The organism is Bacillus sp. BSL6 (assembly GCF_052928345.1).
Genome location: NZ_JAVGCW010000001.1, coordinates 17,438 through 39,235 on the forward strand (window position 1 = coordinate 17,438; position 21,798 = coordinate 39,235).

The 21,798-nt window shown below is 39.1% G+C and carries 22 protein-coding genes; 17 read left to right on the forward strand and 5 right to left on the reverse strand.

All coding sequences use genetic code 11. The annotated features are described in order from the left end of the window. Positions 1 to 36: 36 nt before the first annotated feature. The 3 genes from RCJ96_RS00170 to RCJ96_RS00180 all read right to left on the reverse strand — a co-directional run bounded on the left by RCJ96_RS00170 (position 37) and on the right by RCJ96_RS00180 (position 1,917). The gene (locus RCJ96_RS00170; protein ID WP_033694819.1) at positions 37 to 171 is read right to left on the reverse strand and encodes a hypothetical protein; all 135 of its coding nucleotides are present in this window, start codon (positions 169 to 171) and stop codon (positions 37 to 39) included. 76 nt (positions 172 to 247) lie between these two features. Continuing rightward, entirely contained in the window at positions 248 to 970 is a 723-nt protein-coding gene (locus RCJ96_RS00175) for a lipase family protein (RefSeq protein WP_001260123.1), read from the reverse strand. 164 nt (positions 971 to 1,134) lie between these two features. Next, entirely contained in the window at positions 1,135 to 1,917 is a 783-nt protein-coding gene (locus RCJ96_RS00180; protein WP_001147838.1) for a TIGR00266 family protein, read from the reverse strand. Positions 1,918 to 2,243: 326 nt separating this feature from the next. Between RCJ96_RS00180 and cspD the strand changes: the two genes are divergently transcribed. Continuing rightward, positions 2,244 to 2,444, forward strand: coding sequence for a cold-shock protein CspD (cspD, locus tag RCJ96_RS00185; protein WP_001193054.1), 201 nt, complete (start codon positions 2,244 to 2,246; stop codon positions 2,442 to 2,444). 44 nt (positions 2,445 to 2,488) lie between these two features. On the opposite strand, the gene RCJ96_RS00190 is transcribed toward cspD, so the two are convergent. Together RCJ96_RS00190 and RCJ96_RS00195 are read right to left on the reverse strand one after the other, a co-directional pair. Beyond that, positions 2,489 to 3,220, reverse strand: coding sequence for a yteA family sporulation protein (locus RCJ96_RS00190; RefSeq protein WP_000957376.1), 732 nt, complete (start codon positions 3,218 to 3,220; stop codon positions 2,489 to 2,491). Positions 3,221 to 3,329: 109 nt separating this feature from the next. After that, complete coding sequence (locus tag RCJ96_RS00195) at positions 3,330 to 4,283, reverse strand: 1,4-dihydroxy-2-naphthoate polyprenyltransferase (protein WP_270796465.1); 954 nt, start codon at positions 4,281 to 4,283, stop codon at positions 3,330 to 3,332. 194 nt (positions 4,284 to 4,477) lie between these two features. Here RCJ96_RS00195 and RCJ96_RS00200 point away from each other — a divergent pair, with 194 nt between their 5' ends. The 16 genes from RCJ96_RS00200 to RCJ96_RS00275 all read left to right on the forward strand — a co-directional run bounded on the left by RCJ96_RS00200 (position 4,478) and on the right by RCJ96_RS00275 (position 21,748). Next, a complete protein-coding gene (locus RCJ96_RS00200) occupies positions 4,478 to 5,872 on the forward strand; it encodes an isochorismate synthase (protein ID WP_416504495.1) in 1,395 nt (464 codons plus the stop codon). Then, a complete protein-coding gene (gene menD, locus RCJ96_RS00205; protein WP_416504494.1) occupies positions 5,869 to 7,623 on the forward strand; it encodes a 2-succinyl-5-enolpyruvyl-6-hydroxy-3-cyclohexene-1-carboxylic-acid synthase in 1,755 nt (584 codons plus the stop codon). Before RCJ96_RS00200 ends, menD begins: the two co-directional genes overlap by 4 nt. Then, positions 7,620 to 8,432, forward strand: a complete 813-nt coding sequence (gene menH, locus RCJ96_RS00210) for a 2-succinyl-6-hydroxy-2,4-cyclohexadiene-1-carboxylate synthase (RefSeq protein WP_074606150.1) — start codon at positions 7,620 to 7,622, stop codon at positions 8,430 to 8,432. Before menD ends, menH begins: the two co-directional genes overlap by 4 nt. 69 nt (positions 8,433 to 8,501) lie before the next feature. Beyond that, positions 8,502 to 9,320, forward strand: coding sequence for a 1,4-dihydroxy-2-naphthoyl-CoA synthase (menB, locus tag RCJ96_RS00215; protein ID WP_074541422.1), 819 nt, complete (start codon positions 8,502 to 8,504; stop codon positions 9,318 to 9,320). Between the two features lie 202 nt (positions 9,321 to 9,522). Continuing rightward, positions 9,523 to 10,968 (forward strand): o-succinylbenzoate--CoA ligase, encoded by a 1,446-nt coding sequence (locus tag RCJ96_RS00220; protein ID WP_139302687.1) that lies wholly within the window; start codon positions 9,523 to 9,525, stop codon positions 10,966 to 10,968. Beyond that, positions 10,969 to 12,075 (forward strand): o-succinylbenzoate synthase, encoded by a 1,107-nt coding sequence (gene menC, locus RCJ96_RS00225; protein WP_270796476.1) that lies wholly within the window; start codon positions 10,969 to 10,971, stop codon positions 12,073 to 12,075. Between the two features lie 234 nt (positions 12,076 to 12,309). Then, complete coding sequence (locus RCJ96_RS00230; protein WP_416504493.1) at positions 12,310 to 13,008, forward strand: response regulator transcription factor; 699 nt, start codon at positions 12,310 to 12,312, stop codon at positions 13,006 to 13,008. Continuing rightward, entirely contained in the window at positions 13,001 to 14,107 is a 1,107-nt protein-coding gene (locus RCJ96_RS00235; protein ID WP_242304800.1) for a HAMP domain-containing sensor histidine kinase, read from the forward strand. The genes RCJ96_RS00230 and RCJ96_RS00235 overlap by 8 nt, the downstream gene beginning before the upstream one ends. 82 nt (positions 14,108 to 14,189) lie before the next feature. Continuing rightward, positions 14,190 to 15,050 carry a M15 family metallopeptidase gene (locus RCJ96_RS00240; RefSeq protein ID WP_416504492.1) on the forward strand — a complete coding sequence of 287 codons (861 nt, stop codon included), beginning with the start codon at positions 14,190 to 14,192 and terminating at the stop codon, positions 15,048 to 15,050. A 291-nt stretch (positions 15,051 to 15,341) separates the two neighbouring features. Continuing rightward, entirely contained in the window at positions 15,342 to 16,442 is a 1,101-nt protein-coding gene (locus tag RCJ96_RS00245) for an amidohydrolase/deacetylase family metallohydrolase (protein ID WP_074606141.1), read from the forward strand. Beyond that, positions 16,420 to 17,523, forward strand: a complete 1,104-nt coding sequence (locus RCJ96_RS00250) for a DgaE family pyridoxal phosphate-dependent ammonia lyase (protein ID WP_074606139.1) — start codon at positions 16,420 to 16,422, stop codon at positions 17,521 to 17,523. Before RCJ96_RS00245 ends, RCJ96_RS00250 begins: the two co-directional genes overlap by 23 nt. A 1-nt stretch (position 17,524) precedes the next feature. Continuing rightward, positions 17,525 to 18,280, forward strand: a complete 756-nt coding sequence (gene dagF, locus RCJ96_RS00255; protein ID WP_000181920.1) for a 2-dehydro-3-deoxy-phosphogluconate aldolase — start codon at positions 17,525 to 17,527, stop codon at positions 18,278 to 18,280. After that, entirely contained in the window at positions 18,273 to 19,289 is a 1,017-nt protein-coding gene (locus RCJ96_RS00260; RefSeq protein ID WP_074606137.1) for a sugar kinase, read from the forward strand. The genes dagF and RCJ96_RS00260 overlap by 8 nt, the downstream gene beginning before the upstream one ends. Next, positions 19,289 to 20,014 (forward strand): GntR family transcriptional regulator, encoded by a 726-nt coding sequence (locus RCJ96_RS00265; protein WP_074606135.1) that lies wholly within the window; start codon positions 19,289 to 19,291, stop codon positions 20,012 to 20,014. The genes RCJ96_RS00260 and RCJ96_RS00265 overlap by 1 nt, the downstream gene beginning before the upstream one ends. Before the next feature lie 47 nt (positions 20,015 to 20,061). Next, positions 20,062 to 21,387 carry a gluconate permease GntP gene (gene gntP, locus RCJ96_RS00270; protein WP_074606133.1) on the forward strand — a complete coding sequence of 442 codons (1,326 nt, stop codon included), beginning with the start codon at positions 20,062 to 20,064 and terminating at the stop codon, positions 21,385 to 21,387. A 169-nt stretch (positions 21,388 to 21,556) separates the two neighbouring features. Beyond that, a complete protein-coding gene (locus RCJ96_RS00275; RefSeq protein ID WP_001290393.1) occupies positions 21,557 to 21,748 on the forward strand; it encodes a YjcZ family sporulation protein in 192 nt (63 codons plus the stop codon). The last annotated feature ends 50 nt before the right edge of the window (positions 21,749 to 21,798 follow it).

The following is a 21,798-nucleotide window of genomic DNA, read 5'->3' on the forward strand; positions in this document are numbered from 1 at the left end:
AGCTTAATCTCATTAAGCTCGGTTTTCTTTTTTTGCTTAAGAAAGAAATGGGATAGCAGTATATATGATACCTGTTCCATCATATTCTCCTGTCGCAAAGTATGAAAATGTAAAGAAACCCGTCAACGAAAAAATTACAATGAGAAAAAGTGCAAAGATAAATTTTAGCATGTAAGGTCCCCTCATCCAAAAATAACTTCATATATTATTATAGTATAAGGATATTTAATTTCCAATTGTTTACTGGTTAAAAATGAGAGGTCAGACATGTTTTGTATGTTGTCATAGCATGATTATTTGTAATAGATTTTGTGTTTTTTGTAAAAGTCATGTTGTGATGAACGTGTGCATATTCCCAGTCTTGGTCATTAAAATTTATGTTTCGAGGAGGAAGAAGTGGAACGACATCAAATAAATTGACGAAACGAAAGCTACTAGCTACTTGCAGTTTATAATAATTCCGAAAGGCGATATCTCCCACTTTTGGGGAGGCAAATGTATACAGACCGTACTGTGCAAAGGCGGTGTTGATACGCGCATCTAGTATGTGTAGGGTAGCGAGCGCGCCGCCTAAACTATGACCTGTTGCAAGAAGTTTCTTATGGGCTGGTAATGATACGAGCATATCCATAATAGAATCTCGGCAAGATTCATAAATGGAAAGAAAGCCGTTATGGACATTTCCGCTATTTAAAGCATATGGGTATGGTTTTTGGTTAACGAGTGAATCGATAATCCAGTCTGTATCTGTTTGTGTCCCGCGAAAAGCTACAATAACGGTATCCTCAGATTCTAGTATGAATCCGAACCATTCTGTCGTTTGAATGGTTTTTCCTTGAAAGCCTTGTACATATTGAAAACCATCTGGTATTTCGAAAATCCCATTTTGTTTATATTGTTCATATGTTAACTCACAACAAGAAGCTAACAGTATGGCAGTATCTTTATCAAAGGATAAAGGAGTACGCATTAAGGGAGCCTCCTTAAGAAAAGGTATAGTTCAATATATGCAGTGAGGGACTTGATTCATTCTTTTGGAGAGTTTTGAAAATGAGGCGTATACATTCAGTTACGTGATGGAAAAGAGTAAAAGTATAGTTTACCAAAATAAAAAGCGCCCCATAAGGGCACTTTTTACTCTTTTCCATCTAATAAACGACCAAGTCCACCTAAAACGCTACCTTCACCACTGCCTTGAGCAGCTGGGCTTGTCAGGCGTGCTGATAAGCGGCTAAGTGTTAAGGACTGGATCCAAACTGTTCCAGGGCCTTCTAACGTTGCGAAGAATAAACCTTCGCCGCCAAATAGAGCTGTTTTTACTTTTCCAACGAACTCGACATCGTAATTAACGTCTTTTGTCATGGCAACGAGACAACCTGTATCAATGCGAAGTTTTTCGCCAGGCTTTAATTCACGTTTGTATACAGTTCCGCCTGCGTGCATGAAAGCAAGTCCATCACCTTCAAGTTTTTGCATGATGAAACCTTCACCACCGAAGAAACCAGTTCCTATTTTTTTCGTAAACTCAATGCCGATAGAAACGCCTTTTGCGGCACAAAGAAACGCATCTTTTTGACAAACTACTTTCCCTTGATATTCTGTTAAATCTACAGGAATAATTTTACCCGGATAAGGAGCAGCAAAGGATACGTGACGCTTGCCGTGACCTGTATTTGTAAATACAGTCATAAACATGCTTTCACCTGTAACGAGACGCTTACCAGCGCCCATTAACTTTCCGAATAAACCTCCAGATGGTCCAGAACCATCCCCGAAGATTGTTTCCATTTCGATGTAATCTTCCATCATCATCATTGCGCCAGCTTCTGCGATAACGCTTTCTTCTGGGTCTAACTCAATTTCAACAAACTGCATATCATCGCCGTATAATTTATACTCGATTTCATGTGCTTGCATTTTTTTCACCTCATAAATATGTAGTAATTATATTGTACAGAAATTATTAGAATTAGAACACTATAGTTTTGTTAATTTTCCAATAAAATATGAATATGGAAATTCAACATTATATTAAAATTATAAAAAAATGATGGAATGAAAGTGTTCTCATTTGACGTTTTTGATATAGCGTGATATAGTGAAGTCACTATTGAGCTACATAATGTGGTACGGAAATAAAGCACGTTGAATTAAAGGCTGTAAGCTTGTTATACATTCATGTCCTTTATATCCACCTTTTCATGTGGATTCATAGTTTCATTTTTATTTAGGAGGTACATGACATGCAAACAGGTAAAGTTAAATGGTTCAACAGCGAAAAAGGTTTCGGTTTCATCGAAGTTGAAGGTGGAGACGATGTATTCGTTCACTTCTCAGCTATCCAAGGTGACGGATTCAAAACTTTAGAAGAAGGTCAAGAAGTTTCTTTCGAAATCGTTGAAGGTAACCGTGGACCACAAGCTGCTAACGTTACAAAAAACTAATTAGCTAGCGATAAAAAGCATTCCGATTTTCGGAATGCTTTTTTTTATTCTTTGGAACTCGACTCATTTGAAGATAATTCGCCCTTAAAAGTACGCTCTTCAAAGTCATCAAGCATTTGCTCATATTCTTCATGTTCTTCCGTAGCGAAAACTTGCGGATTTTTTCCATACATATCTGTACCGATAAAGTTTTCGAAATCCTCTACGTAGCCTACGTTTTCTTCGCTATTTACGTACATGCCATTATAGTTTTTCGAATCTTGTCTTTCTAAATCAGATGGTGTTTCAGATGTTCCGTAATTGGCAACATCTTGCCATGCATCTTCTGCATCGTATTCAACAGAACGATCTTCATCATGTTTGTGGAAAGAAGGAGACAGCACTTCTTCTTCAACTGGTCGCGTATTCATATTTAACTTATTTGTCGCGTGCTGGATGCATGTTGTAGCGGTTGGCATTGCTTCTAATCTTTCAAATGGAATTTCTTCGCCAGACACTTCGCAAATGCCGTACGTACCCGCTTCTATTTTCTGCAAGGCATGTTTCGTATCCTCTAGCTGTTTATGCCAAAGTTCAATAAGCCCGAAGTCTTTTTCACGCTCATATAGCTCTGTTGCCATATCAGCCGGATGGTTATCGTAGCTAGATAATTCTCCAACAGATTCACGTTCAGATGCACGATCTTCATTTTCGTGTGTTTGTATCGTTTGCTCTAGTTCTTGTTTTTGTTTTTCTAAAACGGATTTAAATTGATTTATTTGTTGTGGAGTTAACATAGTCGTCCACCTTCCTACAATTCAGTTTCTTTACATAGTATGAGCGTTGCGAGTAGGAATTATGAGCTGAAATTGGTATATGAAAAAGGAGCCGCATTAGCAGCTCCTTTTAAAGGAAATATCCAAGCAATAATCCGATTCCCATGAGGAGACCGAAGATTGTATTTGTTTTTGCTGTTGCTATCATTGCAGGTACCATTTCCATTGGAATGCTTTTGCCGATAAAGCCTTTCGTCGCTTTAAATGCTTTCGGTGCACTTAAAAATACGATAAGCATCCATGGTGATACGATGCTCACGATAATTAAAGCAATTGTCCAAATGTAGGAAACGATGAACATAGAAGCAAGTACACCAACCGCTCGCTCGCGTCCAACAAGAATGGCTAACGTTTTACGACCGTTTTCTTTATCACCATCTAAGTCACGGATGTTATTAGCTAGTAAAATGGCACCAATTAAAATCGAGCTTGGAATAGATAGTAAAACGACTTCTGATGTTACAGTTCCAGTTTGGATAAAGAATGAAATCCCAATAATAATGACACCCATAAATAATCCGGCTGTTAACTCTCCAAATGGTGTATAGGCAATTGGAAGTGGACCGCCTGTATAAAGATAAGCAACGGCCATACAAACAAGACCGATTGCAGCAAGCCACCAGCTAGAATTCATACAAATATAAACACCTAATAGTATTGCGATGCCGAAAAATCCAAATGCTAAGTTAAGCACTGTTTTTGGCTGAATGCCATCGCGAACGATAGCGCCGCCGATACCGACTGAACCTTCGTGATCAAGTCCTCTTTTATAATCAAAGTATTCATTAAACATGTTTGTTGCTGCCTGAATGAGAAGACAAGCAAGAAGCATTATAAGAAAAAGAGGGAGATGTATTTGATTTATACCGCCGACCTGCATTGCATAGGCTGTTCCGATGAAAACAGGAACGAAAGCTGCTGTTAATGTATGGGGACGTAGTAAACTCCACCAAATGCGCCAGCCTGTTTGCTTGCTTGGCTTTGGCGCCGTAGGAGAGGAATTCGTTTCGACGTTCATTTCCATGTTGAATCCTCCTTTGGTCACATATTGTACACAACTAAGTGTAGAAAAAGCATCATTTAGTGTCAACGTTTATTTTCTAGGAAGAGAAGGTGAATTTCTCAGAAATGCTAAACGTTGACAGGCCTTTCGTTTGAGGTGTATCTTAAAATCAAGCGTAATTATGACTATTTTTCGCCCATAGGGGGGAGACAATTGTGATTCAAACGAAACAAAAAGGCTTGCAAGAAGTTCTGAGTGCAGCCATTAAGCATGCAACTGATGAAAAAATATTGGTTAGTTTTGTAAAACAAATAGACTGGATGGATCCGCTTCTGTTTTATGCAGCAGGAAAAAGGAGTGCATTCGAAAATAGATGTTATTTTGCAGACCCAGCTCAGCATGTAATATTTGCTGGAATTGGCTCTGTTTTCACTATAGCAACTGCTTCTCACAAACGCTTTCAAACTGCCCGTGACGAGTGGGATAAAGTAAAAGAGAAAGCATTTGTACAAAGAGAAAAATACGAATTTGGAACAGGTCCTCTTTTATTTGGTGGATTTTCATTTGACCAAGAAAAAGAGAAAACAGATTTATGGAAAGAATTTGATGATACGACATTTTCACTACCAGCATTTTTATTAACGGTAAAAAATGAAAAAGCATGGTTAACAATGAATACATTCGTTTCAGCAACAGATTGTGCAGAAACTCTTTATAACGAAATTGTTTCTTTAGAAGAGAAAATTTTTGAGGAGAGTAAATGTGCACTAGAAGGATCAAAATTAACAGTTACTTCTAAAGTAGAAGTGGATCCGAAAGGCTGGATGAAGGCCATTGAGAAAGTGCAAGATGAGATGAAGCAGGGGAACGTGCAGAAGGTTGTATTAGCGAGGGAGCTAAAAGTAGAGATGGATCATCATATTGATTCTGCTCTTGTTTTAGAAGCACTTCGCATTGGGCAACCAGATTGTTACGTATTTTCTTTTGATTATAAAGGAGCATGCTTCTTAGGGGCGACGCCAGAGAGATTAATTCGCAAAGAAGATGAGAAGTTTACTTCGATGTGTCTTGCTGGTTCAACTGGTCATGGTCAATCTATAGAAGAAAGTAAGCGAAATAGTAATGCGCTTCTTCATGATGAAAAGAATTTAGCTGAACACGGTTATGTTGTGAATATGATCAGGTCGGTATTAAATGAGCACTGCGAATACGTTAATATTCCGGAGAGTCCCGGTCTATTAACAACGAAAAACTTAATTCATTTATATACGCCTGTAGAGGCAAAAGGCGAAGCGAGTCTTTTAACGATGGTAGAAGAATTACATCCAACACCAGCTCTTGGCGGAACACCTCGTTTGGAAGCGATGAAACTAATTCGTGATGTTGAATTGTTAGACAGAGGATTATATGGTGCACCGATTGGCTGGATAGATGATGAAGGAAATGGTGAATTTGCGGTTGCACTTCGCTGCGGATTATTAAATGGCGAGAAAGCATCCTTATTTGCCGGTTGCGGGATTGTAATTGATTCAGTACCGCAACTTGAATATGAAGAGACAAGTTTGAAGTTTAGACCGATGCTTGGTGCTTTGGAGGAATTAATGAAATGAACAATCATATAGAAGCATTATCATATTATTTAGGCGCGTTCGTGGATGAACTGACGCGTCTAAATGTATGTGATGTTGTCATTAGTCCAGGCTCACGGTCAACGCCGATTGCTCTACTAATGGAACAACATGAAGGAATGAACACATATTTACATGTAGATGAAAGATCTGCAGGATTTTTTGCGCTCGGTATCGCAAAAGCGAAAAAACGTCCGGTTGCATTATTATGTACGTCAGGAACGGCAGCAGCGAACTACTATCCAGCTGTATGTGAAGCTTTCCATTCACGAGTACCGCTTATCGTCTTAACGGCAGATAGACCGCATGAATTAAGAGATGTCGGTGCACCACAAGCGATGAATCAATTTAATTTATACGGCACGTTTGTGAAGCAATTTACAGAGATGGCAATTCCAGAAGCGAGTGAAGCGATGTACCACTACGCTCGCATGACAACGCAGCGCATGATAGCAAGTGCTTGTTTAGCGCCGCAAGGACCTGTTCATCTTAATTTTCCGGTTCGCGAACCGCTTATCCCGGACTTCTCATTAGAAAGTTTATGGGATAAAGGACGCGGAGAATATACAGGAGTAGTTCAGCGAGGGAACGCGGTGATGCCGAGTGAATATGTAGATTCTCTTGTAGGGCGCCTTTCACATATGGAAAAGGGGCTTATTATTTGTGGAGATGATAGTCATTCAGAAATCGCAACGTTTGCAACGCAACTAGCTGAAAAAACGGGATATCCAATATTAGCGGATCCACTTTCTAACATTCGTAGCGGACACCATGATAAAACGATGGTAATCGACTGTTACGATACATTTTTACGCAATGAATTGTTAAAAGAAACGTGGAAGCCGGACGCTTTAATTCGCTTCGGTGGTATGCCTGTTTCGAAAGCATTAACGCAATTCATTAAAAAACAGACGAAAGCTGTTCATATCGTTGTTGACGAATCTGGACAATGGAGAGATCCGGCTCTCGTTGCAACAGAAGTTGTCCAAGCGAGTGATATTGCATTTTGCAGTGCACTAATAGAAAAAATGCCAGTTATGAAAAAGAATGATTGGTCCCAAATGTGGCAACATATAAACGAAAAAACGAAGGAAACACTTCGTGAAATGGAAACATATGATACAGCATTTGAAGGAAGAGTCATTACAGATATTGTCCGCGTATTACCAGAAGGGGCAACGTTATTTGCAAGTAATAGTATGCCAATTCGTGATACAGATTCTTTCTTCTTCACATCGGATAAAGACATTCAAGTAATGGCAAATCGCGGTGTAAATGGGATTGATGGGATCATTTCGACAGCTTTAGGAGCGAGCATGATTTGCGATCCGCTCGTATTAGTAATCGGTGATTTATCATTCTATCACGATTTAAATGGACTACTAGCCGCAAAATTACATGAATTAAATATAACAATTGTCGTTGTAAATAATGACGGTGGTGGTATTTTCTCATTCTTACCGCAATATGAGAAAAAGGAGCACTTCGAATCATTATTCGGAACTCCAATTGGGCTTGATTATGAGCATGTTGTTACAATGTATGGCGGTTCATTTAGCCGTGTAAATGGTTGGGAGCAATTCCGTGAAGAAGTACAAAAGGGAGCAACGACAGAAGGTTTACACGTTGTGGAAATTTGTACGAACCGTGATGAAAACTTAACATTGCACCGTACGTTATGGGCAAAAACACAGGACGTAATTACTACATCGTTGCAAGGTGAATCAAAATGAACGTAACGCTGCAAGGTGTATCGTATGAATATGAAGTAGTCGGAAGCGGAGAACCACTTCTACTTCTTCATGGTTTTACGGGAAGCATGGAAACGTGGCGTTCATTCGTTCCTTCTTGGAGCGAGCAATTTCAAGTTATTTTAGTAGACATTGTTGGGCACGGAAAAACAGAAAGCCCTGAAGATGTGACGCATTATGATATTCGAAATGCAGCATTGCAAATGAAAGAACTACTAGATTTCCTTCATATTGAAAAAGCGCACATACTCGGCTATTCAATGGGCGGTAGACTGGCGATTACGATGGCATGTCTATATCCAGAATATGTACGTTCTCTTTTATTAGAAAATTGTACAGCTGGTCTTGAAAGTGAAGATGAGCGGGAAGAACGTCGTGAAAAAGACGAGCGACTTGCCGATAAAATCGAGCGAGAAGGCATCGAAAGTTTTGTATCGATGTGGGAAAATATTCCGCTGTTTGAAACGCAAAAAAGTTTAGCACAAAACGTACAAGAAGCAGTGCGAAAAGAACGACTTGCTAACAATTCAAAAGGACTTGCAAATAGCTTGCGCGGCATGGGAACAGGGGCTCAGCCTTCATGGTGGAATGAGCTGCAAAACTTAAAAATGCCTGTTCTTTTAATGAACGGTGAGCATGATGAAAAGTTCTTTCGCATATTAAAAAATATCGAAAAATGCGTCTCTGACGCGAAATTTGTCAAAATTGATGGTGCTGGCCATGCAATTCATGTGGAACAACCGGAAAAGTTTGATACAATAGTAAAGGGATTTCTAAAAACTATGCAGTGATGCTTTTTTCAATTAAGAATGAAGTTACACTTATAGAGGAGATCAGAAATATACAAGGAGGTAGTTGTAATGGCTATTGAATGGGTAAAAGAAGGCAATTACGAAGATATTATTTATTCAACATACAATGGTATCGCAAAGATTTCGATTAACCGCCCTGAAGTACATAACGCATTCCGTCCTAAAACGGTAATGGAGTTAATCGACGCTTTTGCACATGCTCGTGATGATGCAAATGTTGGCGTTATCATTTTAACAGGTGAAGGTGGACGTGCATTCTGTTCTGGCGGCGACCAAAAAGTTCGCGGTCATGGTGGATATGTAGGTGACGACCAAATCCCACGTCTAAACGTATTAGACTTACAACGTCTAATTCGCGCAATTCCTAAACCAGTTATCGCAATGGTAGCAGGTTATGCAATTGGTGGAGGACACGTACTTCATATCGTATGTGACTTAACAATCGCTGCAGACAACGCTGTATTCGGACAAACAGGTCCTAAAGTAGGAAGCTTTGACGGTGGATACGGAGCTGGTTACTTAGCTCGTATGGTAGGCCACAAGAAAGCTCGCGAAATTTGGTACCTATGCCGTCAATACAGTGCTCAAGAAGCGCTTGATATGGGCTTAGTAAACACAGTAGTACCATTAGAACAACTTGAAGCAGAAACAGTACAATGGGCACAAGAAATTTTAGCAAACAGCCCAATGGCACTTCGTTTCCTAAAAGCTGCATTCAACGCAGACACAGACGGTCTAGCTGGTATTCAACAACTAGCTGGAGATGCAACGTTATTGTACTACACAACTGACGAAGCAAAAGAAGGTCGCGACGCGTTCAAAGAAAAACGCCGTCCAGACTTCGGTCAATTCCCTCGTTTCCCGTGATCAAACCAAAAGCGGAGCCGACTGTTTAGCCCCGTTGGCTAAGGTTCTTTCGCACAGAAAGTGTTTTTTACTTTCTCGTGCGGAAGGTTCTTAGACGGAAGGGGCTAGGAGGCGCAGCTGGATAAGGTCAAACCGGAAACAAAACAACTAAGAGACTTGATGTCATATCAAGTCTCTTTCTTTCATGAAAGGAGAATGAGTGATGGAGACGATGCCAAATTGGTTAATGCAACGTGCATTTTTAACACCAGATCGCACTGCAATTGAAATAGAGGAAGAGAAAGTTACTTTTATGCTGCTACATGAAAAAGTAGTATCTGTTTGTGAACACCTCACACATATAGGAGTGAAGCGGGGGCAAAAGGTGGCTGTTCTGATGAAAAATGGTATGGAGATGATTACAGTTATTCACGCCCTATCTTACGTAGGTGCAGTAGCTGTGCTTTTAAATACGCGTCTTTCAAGAGAAGAGCTACTTTGGCAAATGGATGATGCTGAAGTTATTTGTTTAGTGACGGATCAAGATTTTGATGCTAAAGATGTTCCTGTATATTCATTCGTAGAGGTGATGAATGGACCGAAGGCGGAGGCCTCTATACAAGAAGAGTTCTCTTTAGAAGAAGCGATGACGATTATTTATACGTCTGGGACGACAGGCAAACCGAAAGGCGTTATTTTAACGTACGGCAATCATTGGGCAAGCGCGGTTGGTTCTTCGCTTAATTTAGGCCTTCGTGATGATGATTGTTGGTTAGCTTGTATGCCGATGTTCCACGTTGGCGGACTATCTCTTTTAATGAAAAATATTATGTACGGCATGCGCATTTTACTCGTTCCGAAATATGATGCTGATTTTATTCATAAAGCACTTCAAACGAGAGGGGTAACAATTATCTCTGTCGTTTCTAAAATGTTAACTGATTTATTAGAGAGACTTGGGGCAGAGACATATCCACCTTCTTTAAGATGCATGTTACTTGGCGGAGGACCAGCGCCGAAACCACTGTTAGAAACGTGTGTTGATAAAGGGATTCCTGTATATCAAACGTACGGTATGACAGAAACGTCTTCGCAAATTTGTACGTTATCCGCAGATTATATGTTAACGAAAGTAGGGTCAGCTGGAAAACCACTATTCCAGTGCCAACTGCGTATTGAAAAAGATGGCGTAGTAGTGCCGGCGTTTACAGAAGGCGAGATCGTAGTAAAAGGACCGAACGTAACAGGGGGTTACTTTAACCGTGAAGATGCGACGCGCGAAACAATTCAAAACGGATGGCTTCATACTGGTGACCTCGGTTATTTAGATGAAGAAGGATTTTTATACGTATTAGATCGCCGCAGTGATTTAATTATTTCTGGCGGAGAGAATATATATCCGGCTCAAATTGAAGAAGTGTTGCTTTCTCATCCGGCGGTAGCGGAAGCTGGTGTTGTCGGTATGACTGATGATAAATGGGGACAAGTACCTGCTGCTTTTGTTGTAAAAAGTGGAGAGGTAACAGAAGAAGAAATTCTTCACTTTTGCGAAGAGAAATTAGCGAAATATAAAGTGCCGAAAAAAGCTTGTTTCTTAGAGGAATTACCACGAAATGCTTCGAAAAAATTGTTAAGACGAGAGTTAAGACAATTAGTGGAGGAGATGTAAGTGGAGATAAAAAAAGCGACACTTCATATAACGGAAATGCCACTCGTCATCCCGTTTGCTGCAAGCTACGGAACGTATGAAAAGCGTGAAAGTATCGTCATTGAATTAGAAGATGAGGACGGGTACATTGGATTTGGCGAAGTCGTTGCATTTTCTGAACCTTGGTATACGGAAGAAACAGTGAAGACGGCGCTACATGTACTGCAAGACTTTTTATTACCAGATTTATTAAAGGCTGAAATTTCTCATCCGAATGAAGTGCCGAGTTTGTTCCAGCATATAAAAAGAAACCGAATGGCAAAGGCAGGAATTGAAGGGGCTGTTTGGAATTTATATGCAAAGCGTCAAAACAAATCGCTAGCGACAGTGCTTGGCGGAATGAAGGCTGAAATTGAAGTTGGTGTTGTAATTGGGCTTAATACGATTCCAGTTATGCTAAAACAAATCGAGAAGTACGCGGAAGAAGGATACGAGCGTTTTAAAGTGAAAATAAAGCCAGAGCATGATTATGAGTTATTGAAAGAAATTCGTAAAGAGTTTCCGCATATCCCGTTAATGGCTGATGCAAATTCAGCGTATACATTAGCGGATACAGAGAGTCTGAAACGACTAGATGAATTCCAATTGATGATGATTGAGCAACCGCTAGCGGATTACGATTTTCTTGATCATGCACAGTTGCAAAAGAAAATAGAAACGCCAATTTGTTTGGACGAAAGTATCCATAGTTTAGAAGATGCGCGTGTTGCGATTACACTTGGCAGTTGCCAAATCGTTAACATTAAACCAGGGCGAGTAGGCGGATTAACAGAATCAATCCAAATCCATAATTATTGTATGGAGCATAACATACCAGTTTGGTGCGGCGGTATGGTAGAGATGGGGATTTCACGAGCACAAAATGTTGCCCTCGCCTCATTGCCGAACTTTACGATTCCAGGCGATATATCCGCTTCTAGTAGACATTGGGAGAAGGATATTATTTCGCCGGAAGTGATGCTTGAGGGAGGGAAAGTGATGGTGCCGCAAAGCGTTGATGCTGAGTATGAGGTAGATCGCGGAAGGCTGGCGGAAATCACGAAGCAGCGGATTGTTTTTGATCGGTAGGTTGAGTCTTTAAAATAGTGGGCGAATTTCGTCGTTAATTGTCGGTAAGTCGATATTCCTTGTCGAAACGTCGATATATTAAAAAAATCGTCGATATAATTCAAGTTGTGTTCGATATATTTGGAAAATCGTCGATATAATTTCATTTACTAAGGTTACTCCCGCGAGTAACCTTTTCGCATTGTACAAATTGCATAGACTAGTTTACAATCGAGCGTATAAAGGGGGAGTAAAATGAAGCGCATTTCCATTTTAATAGCGGATGATGAGGCAGAAATTGCTGATTTAATTGAGATACATTTAGAAAAAGAAGGGTACCACGTCGTAAAGGCAGCGGACGGGGAAGAGGCAGTTCATATTATTGAAACGCAGCCAATCGACTTAGTGGTTTTAGATATTATGATGCCGAAAATGGATGGGTATGAAGTGACGCGTCAAATTCGCGCGAAGCACCATATGCCAATCATTTTCTTAAGTGCGAAAACTTCGGACTTTGATAAGGTGACAGGTCTTGTATTAGGTGCAGATGATTATATGACGAAACCTTTTACACCGATTGAATTAGTTGCGCGTGTAAATGCACAATTACGTAGGTTTCTTACGTTAAATCAGCCGAAAGTAGCGGAGAATAAATCTGCTTTAGCGGTAGGCGGGGTCGTGATTGATCCTGAGCGAAGAACAGTAAATGTGTACGGAGAACAAGTTGAATTAACACCGAAAGAGTTTGATATTTTATATTTATTAGCGAGTCACCCGAAGAAAGTATACAATGTGGAAAATATTTTTCAGCAAGTATGGGCAGATGATTATTATGAAGGCGGAAATACAGTTATGGTACATATTCGTACGTTGCGGAAAAAACTTGGGGAAGATAAAAGAAAAGATAAGCTAATAAAAACAGTGTGGGGAGTAGGGTATACTTTCAATGGATAACATGATGAAAAGCTTTCGATTTAAAATGATTGCCTTATTTGCGTTAAGTATGGTGCTCGCTGCAACTGTAACTTATATAATTTATAAAGGATTGCAGTTGTATTATAAAACGATGGTTCGCTATGAAGAGCCTTTAGCACAATTTAGGTCAATCGTAAGGGAATTTGGAGATATTAACTTTTTTTTAATTTTCTTTATCCCGTTGTCTATTATCTTTTTCTTCTTTTTGACAAAACCGTATTTAAAGTATTTTAGTGAGATTTCTAACGGGATTCATCATCTTGCGAACGGTAACTTTACGAATAGAGTTCAAGTTTCATCAAATGATGAATTTGGAGACATCGCACGTGAAATAAATGTTGCGAGTGAAAAGTTAAAAGAAGCGGTGGAAAGAGGAGACTTTGCGGAAAGTAGTAAAGACCAGCTTATTGTTAACTTAGCTCACGATTTAAGAACGCCGTTAACATCTGTTTTAGGTTATTTAGATTTAATTCTTAAAGATGAGAATTTAACAAAAGAACAAATTAAACATTTCTCCACAATTGCATATACGAAATCACAAAGGCTTGAAAGCTTAATTGATGAATTATTTGAAATTACACGTATGAATTATGGCATGTTACAACTAAATAAAAAGCCGATTGATATAAGTGAGCTGCTTATACAGCTAGATGAGGAATTGTATCCGTTACTAGAAAAACACCATTTAGAAGCTAGATTGAATGTTGATCCTCATTTGCCGATTAACGGTGATGGAAAATTGTTAGCTAGAGTATTTGAAAACTTGTTAACAAATGCTGTTCGATACGGATATGATGGGCAATTTGTTGATCTGAATGGGTATATCGATAATGGAGAAGTTGTCGTACAAGTTATGAATTACGGAGATAGCATTCCAGAAGAAGACCTACCGTATCTTTTTGATATGTTTTATACAGGTGATAAAGCGAGGTCAGAGAACCGTGGCGGGACGGGCCTTGGGCTATTTATTGCAAAAAATATTATCGAGCAGCATAATGGTACGATTTCTGCTGAAAGTAATGTAGTTAGAACAATGTTTGAAGTGCGATTGCCAAAAGACGAAAACGTAACAATTTAATAAAAATTTAAACTTTACCCCACTTTTTATTTTAATAGTTTTTTCTATTCTATACGTAAGTTACGTTAAGGAGGAACTAGAAATGAAAAAGTGGGTATTTATTTCTTTTTTTATAGCGTGCACAGTATGTGTAGGCGTTTATATATCACCGTTATTTCAAAAGGAAATCGACGTTAAAATTGTCGAGAAAGATGAGCTAGTAAAGGCAGCAAATACCGAGGAGAAAGAGATTACGAAGGAACAAGTTTATAAGGGCGATTTATTATTAGTTAACAGGGATTATCCAGTTAAAAAAGATAGTATTAGGTCTGATATTATAAATGTAAATCATAATAGTGAATTAGTGAGAGGCTACGTAATATTTAATAGAAACCTTCGTTTATCAAAAAATGTTGTAAAAAAGTTTTTGAACGTTGTCGATGCAGCTGGAAAAGATGGCGTACAACATTTCTTAATGAATAGCGGCTATCGAGATTTCCAAGAGCAAAGACAGCTATATGAAAAAATGGGATCTGATTATGCACTCCCAGCAGGATATAGTGAACATAATTTAGGGTTATCACTGGACGTTGGTTCAACGCAAAAGAAAATGGAAAAAGCGCCTGAAGGAAAATGGATTGAAGAGAACGTATGGAAGCACGGCTTTGTTTTACGCTATCCGAAAAATAAAAGTAACATTACAGGCATTCAATATGAGCCGTGGCACATCCGTTATGTCGGCCTACCTCATAGTGCAATTATGCAAAAAAAGAAAATTACATTAGAGGAATACTTAGATTTCTTAAAAGAGCAAAAAGAAATCACAACCGATGTGGAAGGTAAGCAATATACGGTTTCTTATTATAAAGTTTCCGGAAACATGAAAGTGAATGTTCCGGTGAATAAGCAGTATGAAATTTCGGGAAACAATATGGATGGGGTTATTGTGACGGTTCAGGAATAGAAAAAGAGGTTGTTCCGCTTTGGAGCGACCTTTTCGTATATAAGAAAGGGATCGATATTTCTTGTAGAATCGTTGATATATTGTGAGTTACGATAGATATATTCGAAAAATCGTTGATATAATTTCCTGTACTATCAGCCTTTTGGGGAGTATTTTACTCTTAAACATTATAACGTTATATTTACTTCTGCCTTTTTTTGTGTTACGCTAAACGTGTGAAAGAGATATAAAAAATGAAATTTTAATGTAAGCGTATTCTTATGGCTTCTTATAGAAAAGGGTGGAAGTACAATGACAGAACGATTCGTACTACGTAATGTGAAACGTGTGAACGGGGAAGAGATTGACATTGTAATTGAAAATAATAAAATCGCACAGGTGACGAAAGCTGGTGCTGGCGAGGGTGGAAAGATTCTTGATTACTCAGGTACTTACGTATCGAGTGGTTGGATTGATTTACATGTTCATGCTTTTCCAGAGTTTGATCCGTATGGCGATGAGGTGGATGAAATTGGCGTTAAGCAAGGGGTAACGACAATTGTTGATGCGGGTAGCTGCGGAGCTGATCGTATTGCAGATTTAGTAAAAAGTAGAGAGCAGGCGAAAACGAATTTATTTGCCTTTTTAAATATTTCTCGCATCGGTTTGAAACGAATTGATGAATTATCCAATATGGAATGGATCGATAAAGAGAAAGTAATAGAAGCAGTAGAAAAGTATAAAGATGTAATCGTTGGGTTAAAGGCGAGAATGAGTAAAAGCGTCGTTTGTGATAGTGGAATTGAACCGCTGCATGTAGCGCGCTCTTTATCCCGTGAAACATCATTACCGATTATGGTACATATCGGTTCAGCTCCTCCTCGAATTGAGGAAGTTGTACCTCTTTTAGAAAAAGATGATGTTATTACACATTACTTAAACGGGAAAGAAAATAATTTATTTGATGAAGAAGGCAAACCGTTACCTGTGTTACTAGATGCAGTGAATCGCGGTGTTCATTTAGATGTTGGGCATGGTAATGCTAGTTTTTCTTTTAAAGTAGCAGAGGCAGCAAAGCGTCACGATATTGCCTTTAATACAATTAGTACAGATATTTACCGGAAGAATCGTGTGCACGGTCCCGTGTATAGTATGGCTCACGTTCTTTCGAAATTCCTTTACTTAGGTTATCCGCTAGAAGAAGTGATTGATGCGGTGACGAAACATGCGGCAGAATGGCTTAAGAAACCTGAACTTGGCCGCATTCAAGAAGGAGATATTGCAAATTTAACTTTATTTACGGTGAAAGATGAGAAGATTACGTTAATTGATTCAGAAGGGGATCAGCGCGTTGCTGAAAGAAGGATTGATACGAAAGGGGTTGTAATCAATGGGTCATTCATTGAATGCTAAGTACGGATTAAAAAGAGTGATTAATGCGAGCGGTAGAATGAGTATTTTAGGTGTATCCGCTCCGACAGATACAGTTATGGATGCAATGAAACATGGGGGACAAAATTATGTGGAAATTGCTGATTTAGTAGATAAAGCAGGAGACCATATTGCGAGAATTCTAGATTCAGAGGCAGCGGTTGTTGTGAATTCAGCATCGAGCGGAATTGCGCTTTCTATCGCAGCAATTGTGACAGAAGGAAATCGTCGTAAAAGTGAAAGACTTCATCAAGAGGTCATCGCGAAAAACGAAGTAATTATGTTAAAAGGTCATAACGTTCAGTATGGTGCTCCTGTTGAAACGATGATTTACTTAGGCGGAGGAAAACTTGTAGAAGTTGGCTACGCAAATGAAGGGAAAGCAGAGCATATTGAAGATGCAATTGGTGAAAATACAGCGGCCATTCTTTATGTAAAATCACATCATGCCGTGCAAAAAAATATGATTTCTGTTGAAGAAGCATGGGAAGTTGCGCAGCGAAATAATGTACCACTTATCGTCGATGCGGCAGCTGAAGAAGATATTCAAAAATATGTGAAGTATTCAGACCTTGCCATTTATAGCGGTTCAAAAGCAATTGAAGGACCTACTTCTGGTATTGTTGGCGGGAAACGAAAATATATTGAGTGGCTGAAAGTGCAATTACATTGCATCGGAAGAAGTATGAAAGTTGGGAAAGAAACAACATTTGGTTTACTTCAAGCGCTTGATGAGTACGGAGTAAAAGAAGATAAGAGCGAGCAAGAAAAAGAGTTGTTACAAGTACTTATGCCGCTAAAAGAATTAAACGGTGTAAATGTAACGATCGTTCAAGATGAAGCGGGAAGAGCAATCTTTAGAGCACGTATTCATATTAACGAAAAAGAGTTAAATAAATCGGCAAAAGACGTTGTGGCGGCATTACGCGACGGGGAAATCGCGATTTATACACGTGATTACGGAGTAAGACAAGGATTCTTTGATATTGATCCACGTCCACTTCAAGGTGATGACATACATGTGATCGAAGAAAAATTGAGAGAAATTGTAGGGGGAAACTAAAATGACAAACATTCAAAAGCGTTTTTATAAAGGCCGCGTAGCATTAAATGTATTAGCGAACAATATCGAAAATGCAAAAGATATTTTTGAAGCAGCAGAAGGTTATGTAGTAGTAGGCGTATTATCAAAAGATTATCCAACAGTAGAAGAAGCAGTTACAGCGATGAAAGCATACGGAAAAGAAATTGATGACGCTGTATCGATCGGACTAGGAGCAGGAGATAATCGCCAAGCAGCAGTTGTAGCTGAAATTGCGAAACATTATTCTGGTAGCCATATTAACCAAGTGTTCCCTTCAGTTGGAGCGACACGTGCAAATCTTGGCGGAAAAGATAGCTGGATTAATAGTTTAGTATCGCCAACAGGAAAAGTAGGGTACGTAAATATTTCTACTGGTCCAATTAGTGCAGCTGGAGAAGAAAAAGCAATCGTTCCAATTAAAACAGCGATCGCACTTGTACGTGATATGGGCGGAAATTCATTGAAATACTTCCCAATGAAAGGGCTAGCCCATGAAGAAGAATATCGTGCAGTTGCGAAAGCTTGTGCAGAAGAAGGATTCGCATTAGAACCAACGGGCGGAATCGATAAAGAAAACTTTGAAACAATTTTACGTATTGCGCTTGAAGCTAACGTGGAGCAAGTGATCCCGCACGTGTACTCTTCTATTATTGATAAAGAAACTGGTAACACGAAAGTAGAAGATGTGCGTGAATTATTAGCAGTCGTGAAGAAGTTAGTTGATCAATATGCGTAAGAAAATTGCAGCATTCGGCGAAGTAATGATGCGCCTGCAAGTACCAGGATATGAATTGTTATCGCAAGCTAATACATTAAAATACTCATTTTCTGGTACAGGTGTGAACGTTGCTGCAGCACTTTCTCATCTCGGGCATGAAGGGCTTCTTATTTCAACTTTACCGGAAAATTCGGTTGGAGATGCTGCATTATCTTACATTCAAAAATTAGGCGTGCAAACCTCGCTTGTTTCAAGAGGCGGTAAATATGTCGGCATGTACTTTTTAGAAAATGGATTTGGCGCACGTGCAAGCCGCGTTACATATTCGAATCGATTAGAAAGTAGCTTTAATACGGCATGTGAAGAAATGTATCAATTTGAAGAAATCGCGAAGGAAATTGATATTGTTCATTTTTGTGGGATTACACTTGCGATGAATGACACGGTGCGCCATCATATGAAATCTTTAGCGAAAGCTGTTAAAGAAAACGGAGGCACTGTCGTTTTTGATTGTAACTATCGTCCATCTCTTTGGGGAGAAGACGGATATGAACAGGCGAAACCGCATTATGAAGAAATGCTGGCTCTTGCTGATATCGTTATGATGAACGAAAAAGATGCGATGTTCGTTCTTGGGATGAAAACAGAAGAGACAGAGCGAGAGGAGCAACTTGTGGACCTTATTCCACAAGTTGCTGAAACGTATCATATCGCTACAATTGCTGGTACACATCGCTCTATTAATAGCGATAATACACACTCGCTTCGCGGATTTATATGTAAAGATGGTACGTTCACTTTTGCAAAAACACTTACGTTTTCTGTATATGATAGAATAGGTGCTGGAGATGCTTATACGAGCGGGATTATTCATGGCGAGATAGAAGAGTTTGCACCAGAGAAAGCTGTTTCATTTGCGTCAGCAGCTGGAATGCTTGCACATACAATCGTCGGTGATACGCCAATGTCATCAGAGAAGGATATACTTCGGGCAATGACGGCATCAGTAGGTGATGTAGAAAGGTAGTGGGTGTAACGGTGAACGTAACGAGGAAAAAAGGACCATTATATTTACAAATAAAAAACATTATTCGTGATCGAATATTGCATGGTGTATATGCAATTCATACAAATATTCCTTCCGAACCACAGTTAGAAGAAGAGTTCAAAGTGAGCAAAATTACAGTACGAAATGCGATTAAAGAACTCGCTCAAGAAGGATATTTGGAAAAGAAAAGCGGTAAAGGAACGAAAGTTATCCGTAACACTTCTGCGACAAAACTGTCAAAGGGTAAGAAATTTACTGAAGTGTTAGTGGAAGAAGGATATAAAGTACAAAAGAAATTGCTAACAGCAGAAATCGTTCAGAATGAAGAAGGAACAGTGCCATTTCGATTATTCGGTAAAGAGAGTTTTCGTATTGAACGTTTATATACGTTAAATGATGCACCGTACATTCATTATACGCACTATTTCTCAGCACACATGGCAAGTACAGATTTATCGGATTTTGATTTGCAATCGCTTTACGATTTAGTCGAGGACCGGGGCATTCATTTAGAAAACTTCAGAGATGAATTTGCTGTTGGCCTTGCGCCTAGTTTCGTTGCCGAAGCGTTAGGTGAAAAAGAGGGGAGAGCGCTATTAAAACGTATGCGCTATTCTTACGATGAAGTTGGCGAAGTAATTGAATATAGCGAGGGCTACTACAATACAGAAATGCAGCATTATGTAGTGAATTATGACGTATAAAAAGAGGGTATTCGCCCTCTTTTTTTATAAAGTAAGGGGAATGAAAAATGGATATATACTTATTAATCGTCACGTTACTTGCAATTGCGATTGTTATTTTAGGGGTATCATGGTGGAAATGGCATGCATTTATTAGTTTAACAGTTGCGAGTTTATTTTTAGCTATTATGTCTGGACTGAACTTAACGAAGATAGTAACTGCCTATGAAACTGGTGTTGGTAGTGTACTAGGGCATTTAGTTGGTATTTTAGCTCTCGGTACAATTTTAGGAAAAATGATGTCCGATTCAGGGGCCGGCATGCAAGTGGCAGATTTCTTTATTCGATTTTTCGGCGTAAAAAAATTACCTTGGGCTATGTTATTTGCAGGGTTTGTTATAGGAATTCCCGTCTTTTTTGAAGTAGGGATTGTCATTTTATTACCACTTGTTATTTCAATTCGAAAAACAACGAAACAAAACATATTATTAATTGCTTTACCTGTCATTGCTGGGTTATCTATTGTTCACGGGCTCGTGCCACCACATCCAGGGGCGATGACAGCAATCGGTATTTATAACGCGAACTTAGGAAAAGTACTTTTATATTCATTACTTATCGCGTTACCAACAGCTATTATCGCAGGACCGATATTTGCAAAGTGGGTACATAAAAGGGTTATACCTGAAAATGAACCAGAGCTTATTCGAGTTACGACTGTCTCAACTGATTTACCGAGTCGTAAAGTTTCATTCTTTATTATTTTATTACCAGTTGTATTGATGATTTTATCGGTCGTTGCACCATATATTTCATTACCGAAAAAGATGACTGAATTTTTTGTATTTATCGGAAGTCCAGTAATTGCTTTACTTATTTCATGTTTCGCAGCATTTTATTTACTTGGAATAAGACAAGGAATTAATAAAAAGATGATTAAAAAATTAACAGACGAAAGTTTATTACCGGTCGGTTCCATTATTTTAATTATCGGTGCAGGCGGTGGATTTAAACAAATATTAATTGAAAGCGGTGTTGGAACGGCGATCGCGCAAATGGCAGAACATATATCGTTATCACCAATCGTATTAGCTTTCATGGTAGCTGGATTAATTCGAATTGCAACAGGTTCAGCGACAGTAGCATTAACGACAGCAGCAGGAATTGTTTCACCAGTTATTCAGCACATGTCTGGTGTGAATTTAGAATTGCTCGTTATAGCAACTGGAGCAGGTTCATTAATGTTTTCTCACGTAAATGATGCAGGATTCTGGCTTGTAAAAGAGTATTTAGGTTTGACGGTGAAGGAAACGTTTAAAACGTGGACGGTACTGGAGACATTGTTATCATTTATCGCATTTGGTTTTGCGCTTTTATTGAATATGTTTCTTTAGGAGATACCTTAACTGGTATCTTTTTTTTGATCAAGCTCAATTCCTAAAACAAGCCCGTTTTTAAGTAAGCCAAGCTTCCTATTCGCCCTGAAAACATACTATAAATGGAATCCCCTCATTTAGAGCAAGGTGAACTTGTTATGAATGATACTAAAGGAGGAATAGAGTAATGAGCGAAAAGTGTGAACACAGACATGATGATTGTAACCGCAGACATGGGTGCGGAGGCGGTTTTGCGCTTCTAATCGTATTGTTTATTTTATTAATTATCATCGGTGCTAGCTGCTTCGGTGGAGGCGGCGGTTGTGGTTATGGTGGTTACGGCGGTTATGGCGGCGGCTACGGCGGATATTGCTGCTAATTAAAAACTATTGAAAATGGCCTTGTGCAATACGCACAAGGCCATTTTAT

Bases quoted from the DNA above. Each gene is read 5' to 3' on its own strand.
- gntP (WP_074606133.1), top strand. From the start codon at position 20,062: ATGGATATATACTTATTAATCGTCACGTTACTTGCAATTGCGATTGTT.
- RCJ96_RS00230 (WP_416504493.1), top strand. From the start codon at position 12,310: ATGAAGCGCATTTCCATTTTAATAGCGGATGATGAGGCAGAAATTGCT.
- RCJ96_RS00175 (WP_001260123.1), bottom strand. From the start codon at position 970: ATGCGTACTCCTTTATCCTTTGATAAAGATACTGCCATACTGTTAGCT.
- RCJ96_RS00240 (WP_416504492.1), top strand. From the start codon at position 14,190: ATGAAAAAGTGGGTATTTATTTCTTTTTTTATAGCGTGCACAGTATGT.
- menD (WP_416504494.1), top strand. From the start codon at position 5,869: ATGAACAATCATATAGAAGCATTATCATATTATTTAGGCGCGTTCGTG.
- cspD (WP_001193054.1), top strand. From the start codon at position 2,244: ATGCAAACAGGTAAAGTTAAATGGTTCAACAGCGAAAAAGGTTTCGGT.
- RCJ96_RS00250 (WP_074606139.1), top strand. From the start codon at position 16,420: ATGGGTCATTCATTGAATGCTAAGTACGGATTAAAAAGAGTGATTAAT.
- RCJ96_RS00195 (WP_270796465.1), bottom strand. From the start codon at position 4,283: ATGGAAATGAACGTCGAAACGAATTCCTCTCCTACGGCGCCAAAGCCA.
- dagF (WP_000181920.1), top strand. From the start codon at position 17,525: ATGACAAACATTCAAAAGCGTTTTTATAAAGGCCGCGTAGCATTAAAT.
- RCJ96_RS00245 (WP_074606141.1), top strand. From the start codon at position 15,342: ATGACAGAACGATTCGTACTACGTAATGTGAAACGTGTGAACGGGGAA.
- RCJ96_RS00275 (WP_001290393.1), top strand. From the start codon at position 21,557: ATGAGCGAAAAGTGTGAACACAGACATGATGATTGTAACCGCAGACAT.
- RCJ96_RS00170 (WP_033694819.1), bottom strand. From the start codon at position 171: ATGCTAAAATTTATCTTTGCACTTTTTCTCATTGTAATTTTTTCGTTG.
- menH (WP_074606150.1), top strand. From the start codon at position 7,620: ATGAACGTAACGCTGCAAGGTGTATCGTATGAATATGAAGTAGTCGGA.
- menB (WP_074541422.1), top strand. From the start codon at position 8,502: ATGGCTATTGAATGGGTAAAAGAAGGCAATTACGAAGATATTATTTAT.
- RCJ96_RS00260 (WP_074606137.1), top strand. From the start codon at position 18,273: ATGCGTAAGAAAATTGCAGCATTCGGCGAAGTAATGATGCGCCTGCAA.
- RCJ96_RS00190 (WP_000957376.1), bottom strand. From the start codon at position 3,220: ATGTTAACTCCACAACAAATAAATCAATTTAAATCCGTTTTAGAAAAA.
- RCJ96_RS00220 (WP_139302687.1), top strand. From the start codon at position 9,523: ATGGAGACGATGCCAAATTGGTTAATGCAACGTGCATTTTTAACACCA.
- RCJ96_RS00180 (WP_001147838.1), bottom strand. From the start codon at position 1,917: ATGCAAGCACATGAAATCGAGTATAAATTATACGGCGATGATATGCAG.
- RCJ96_RS00235 (WP_242304800.1), top strand. From the start codon at position 13,001: ATGGATAACATGATGAAAAGCTTTCGATTTAAAATGATTGCCTTATTT.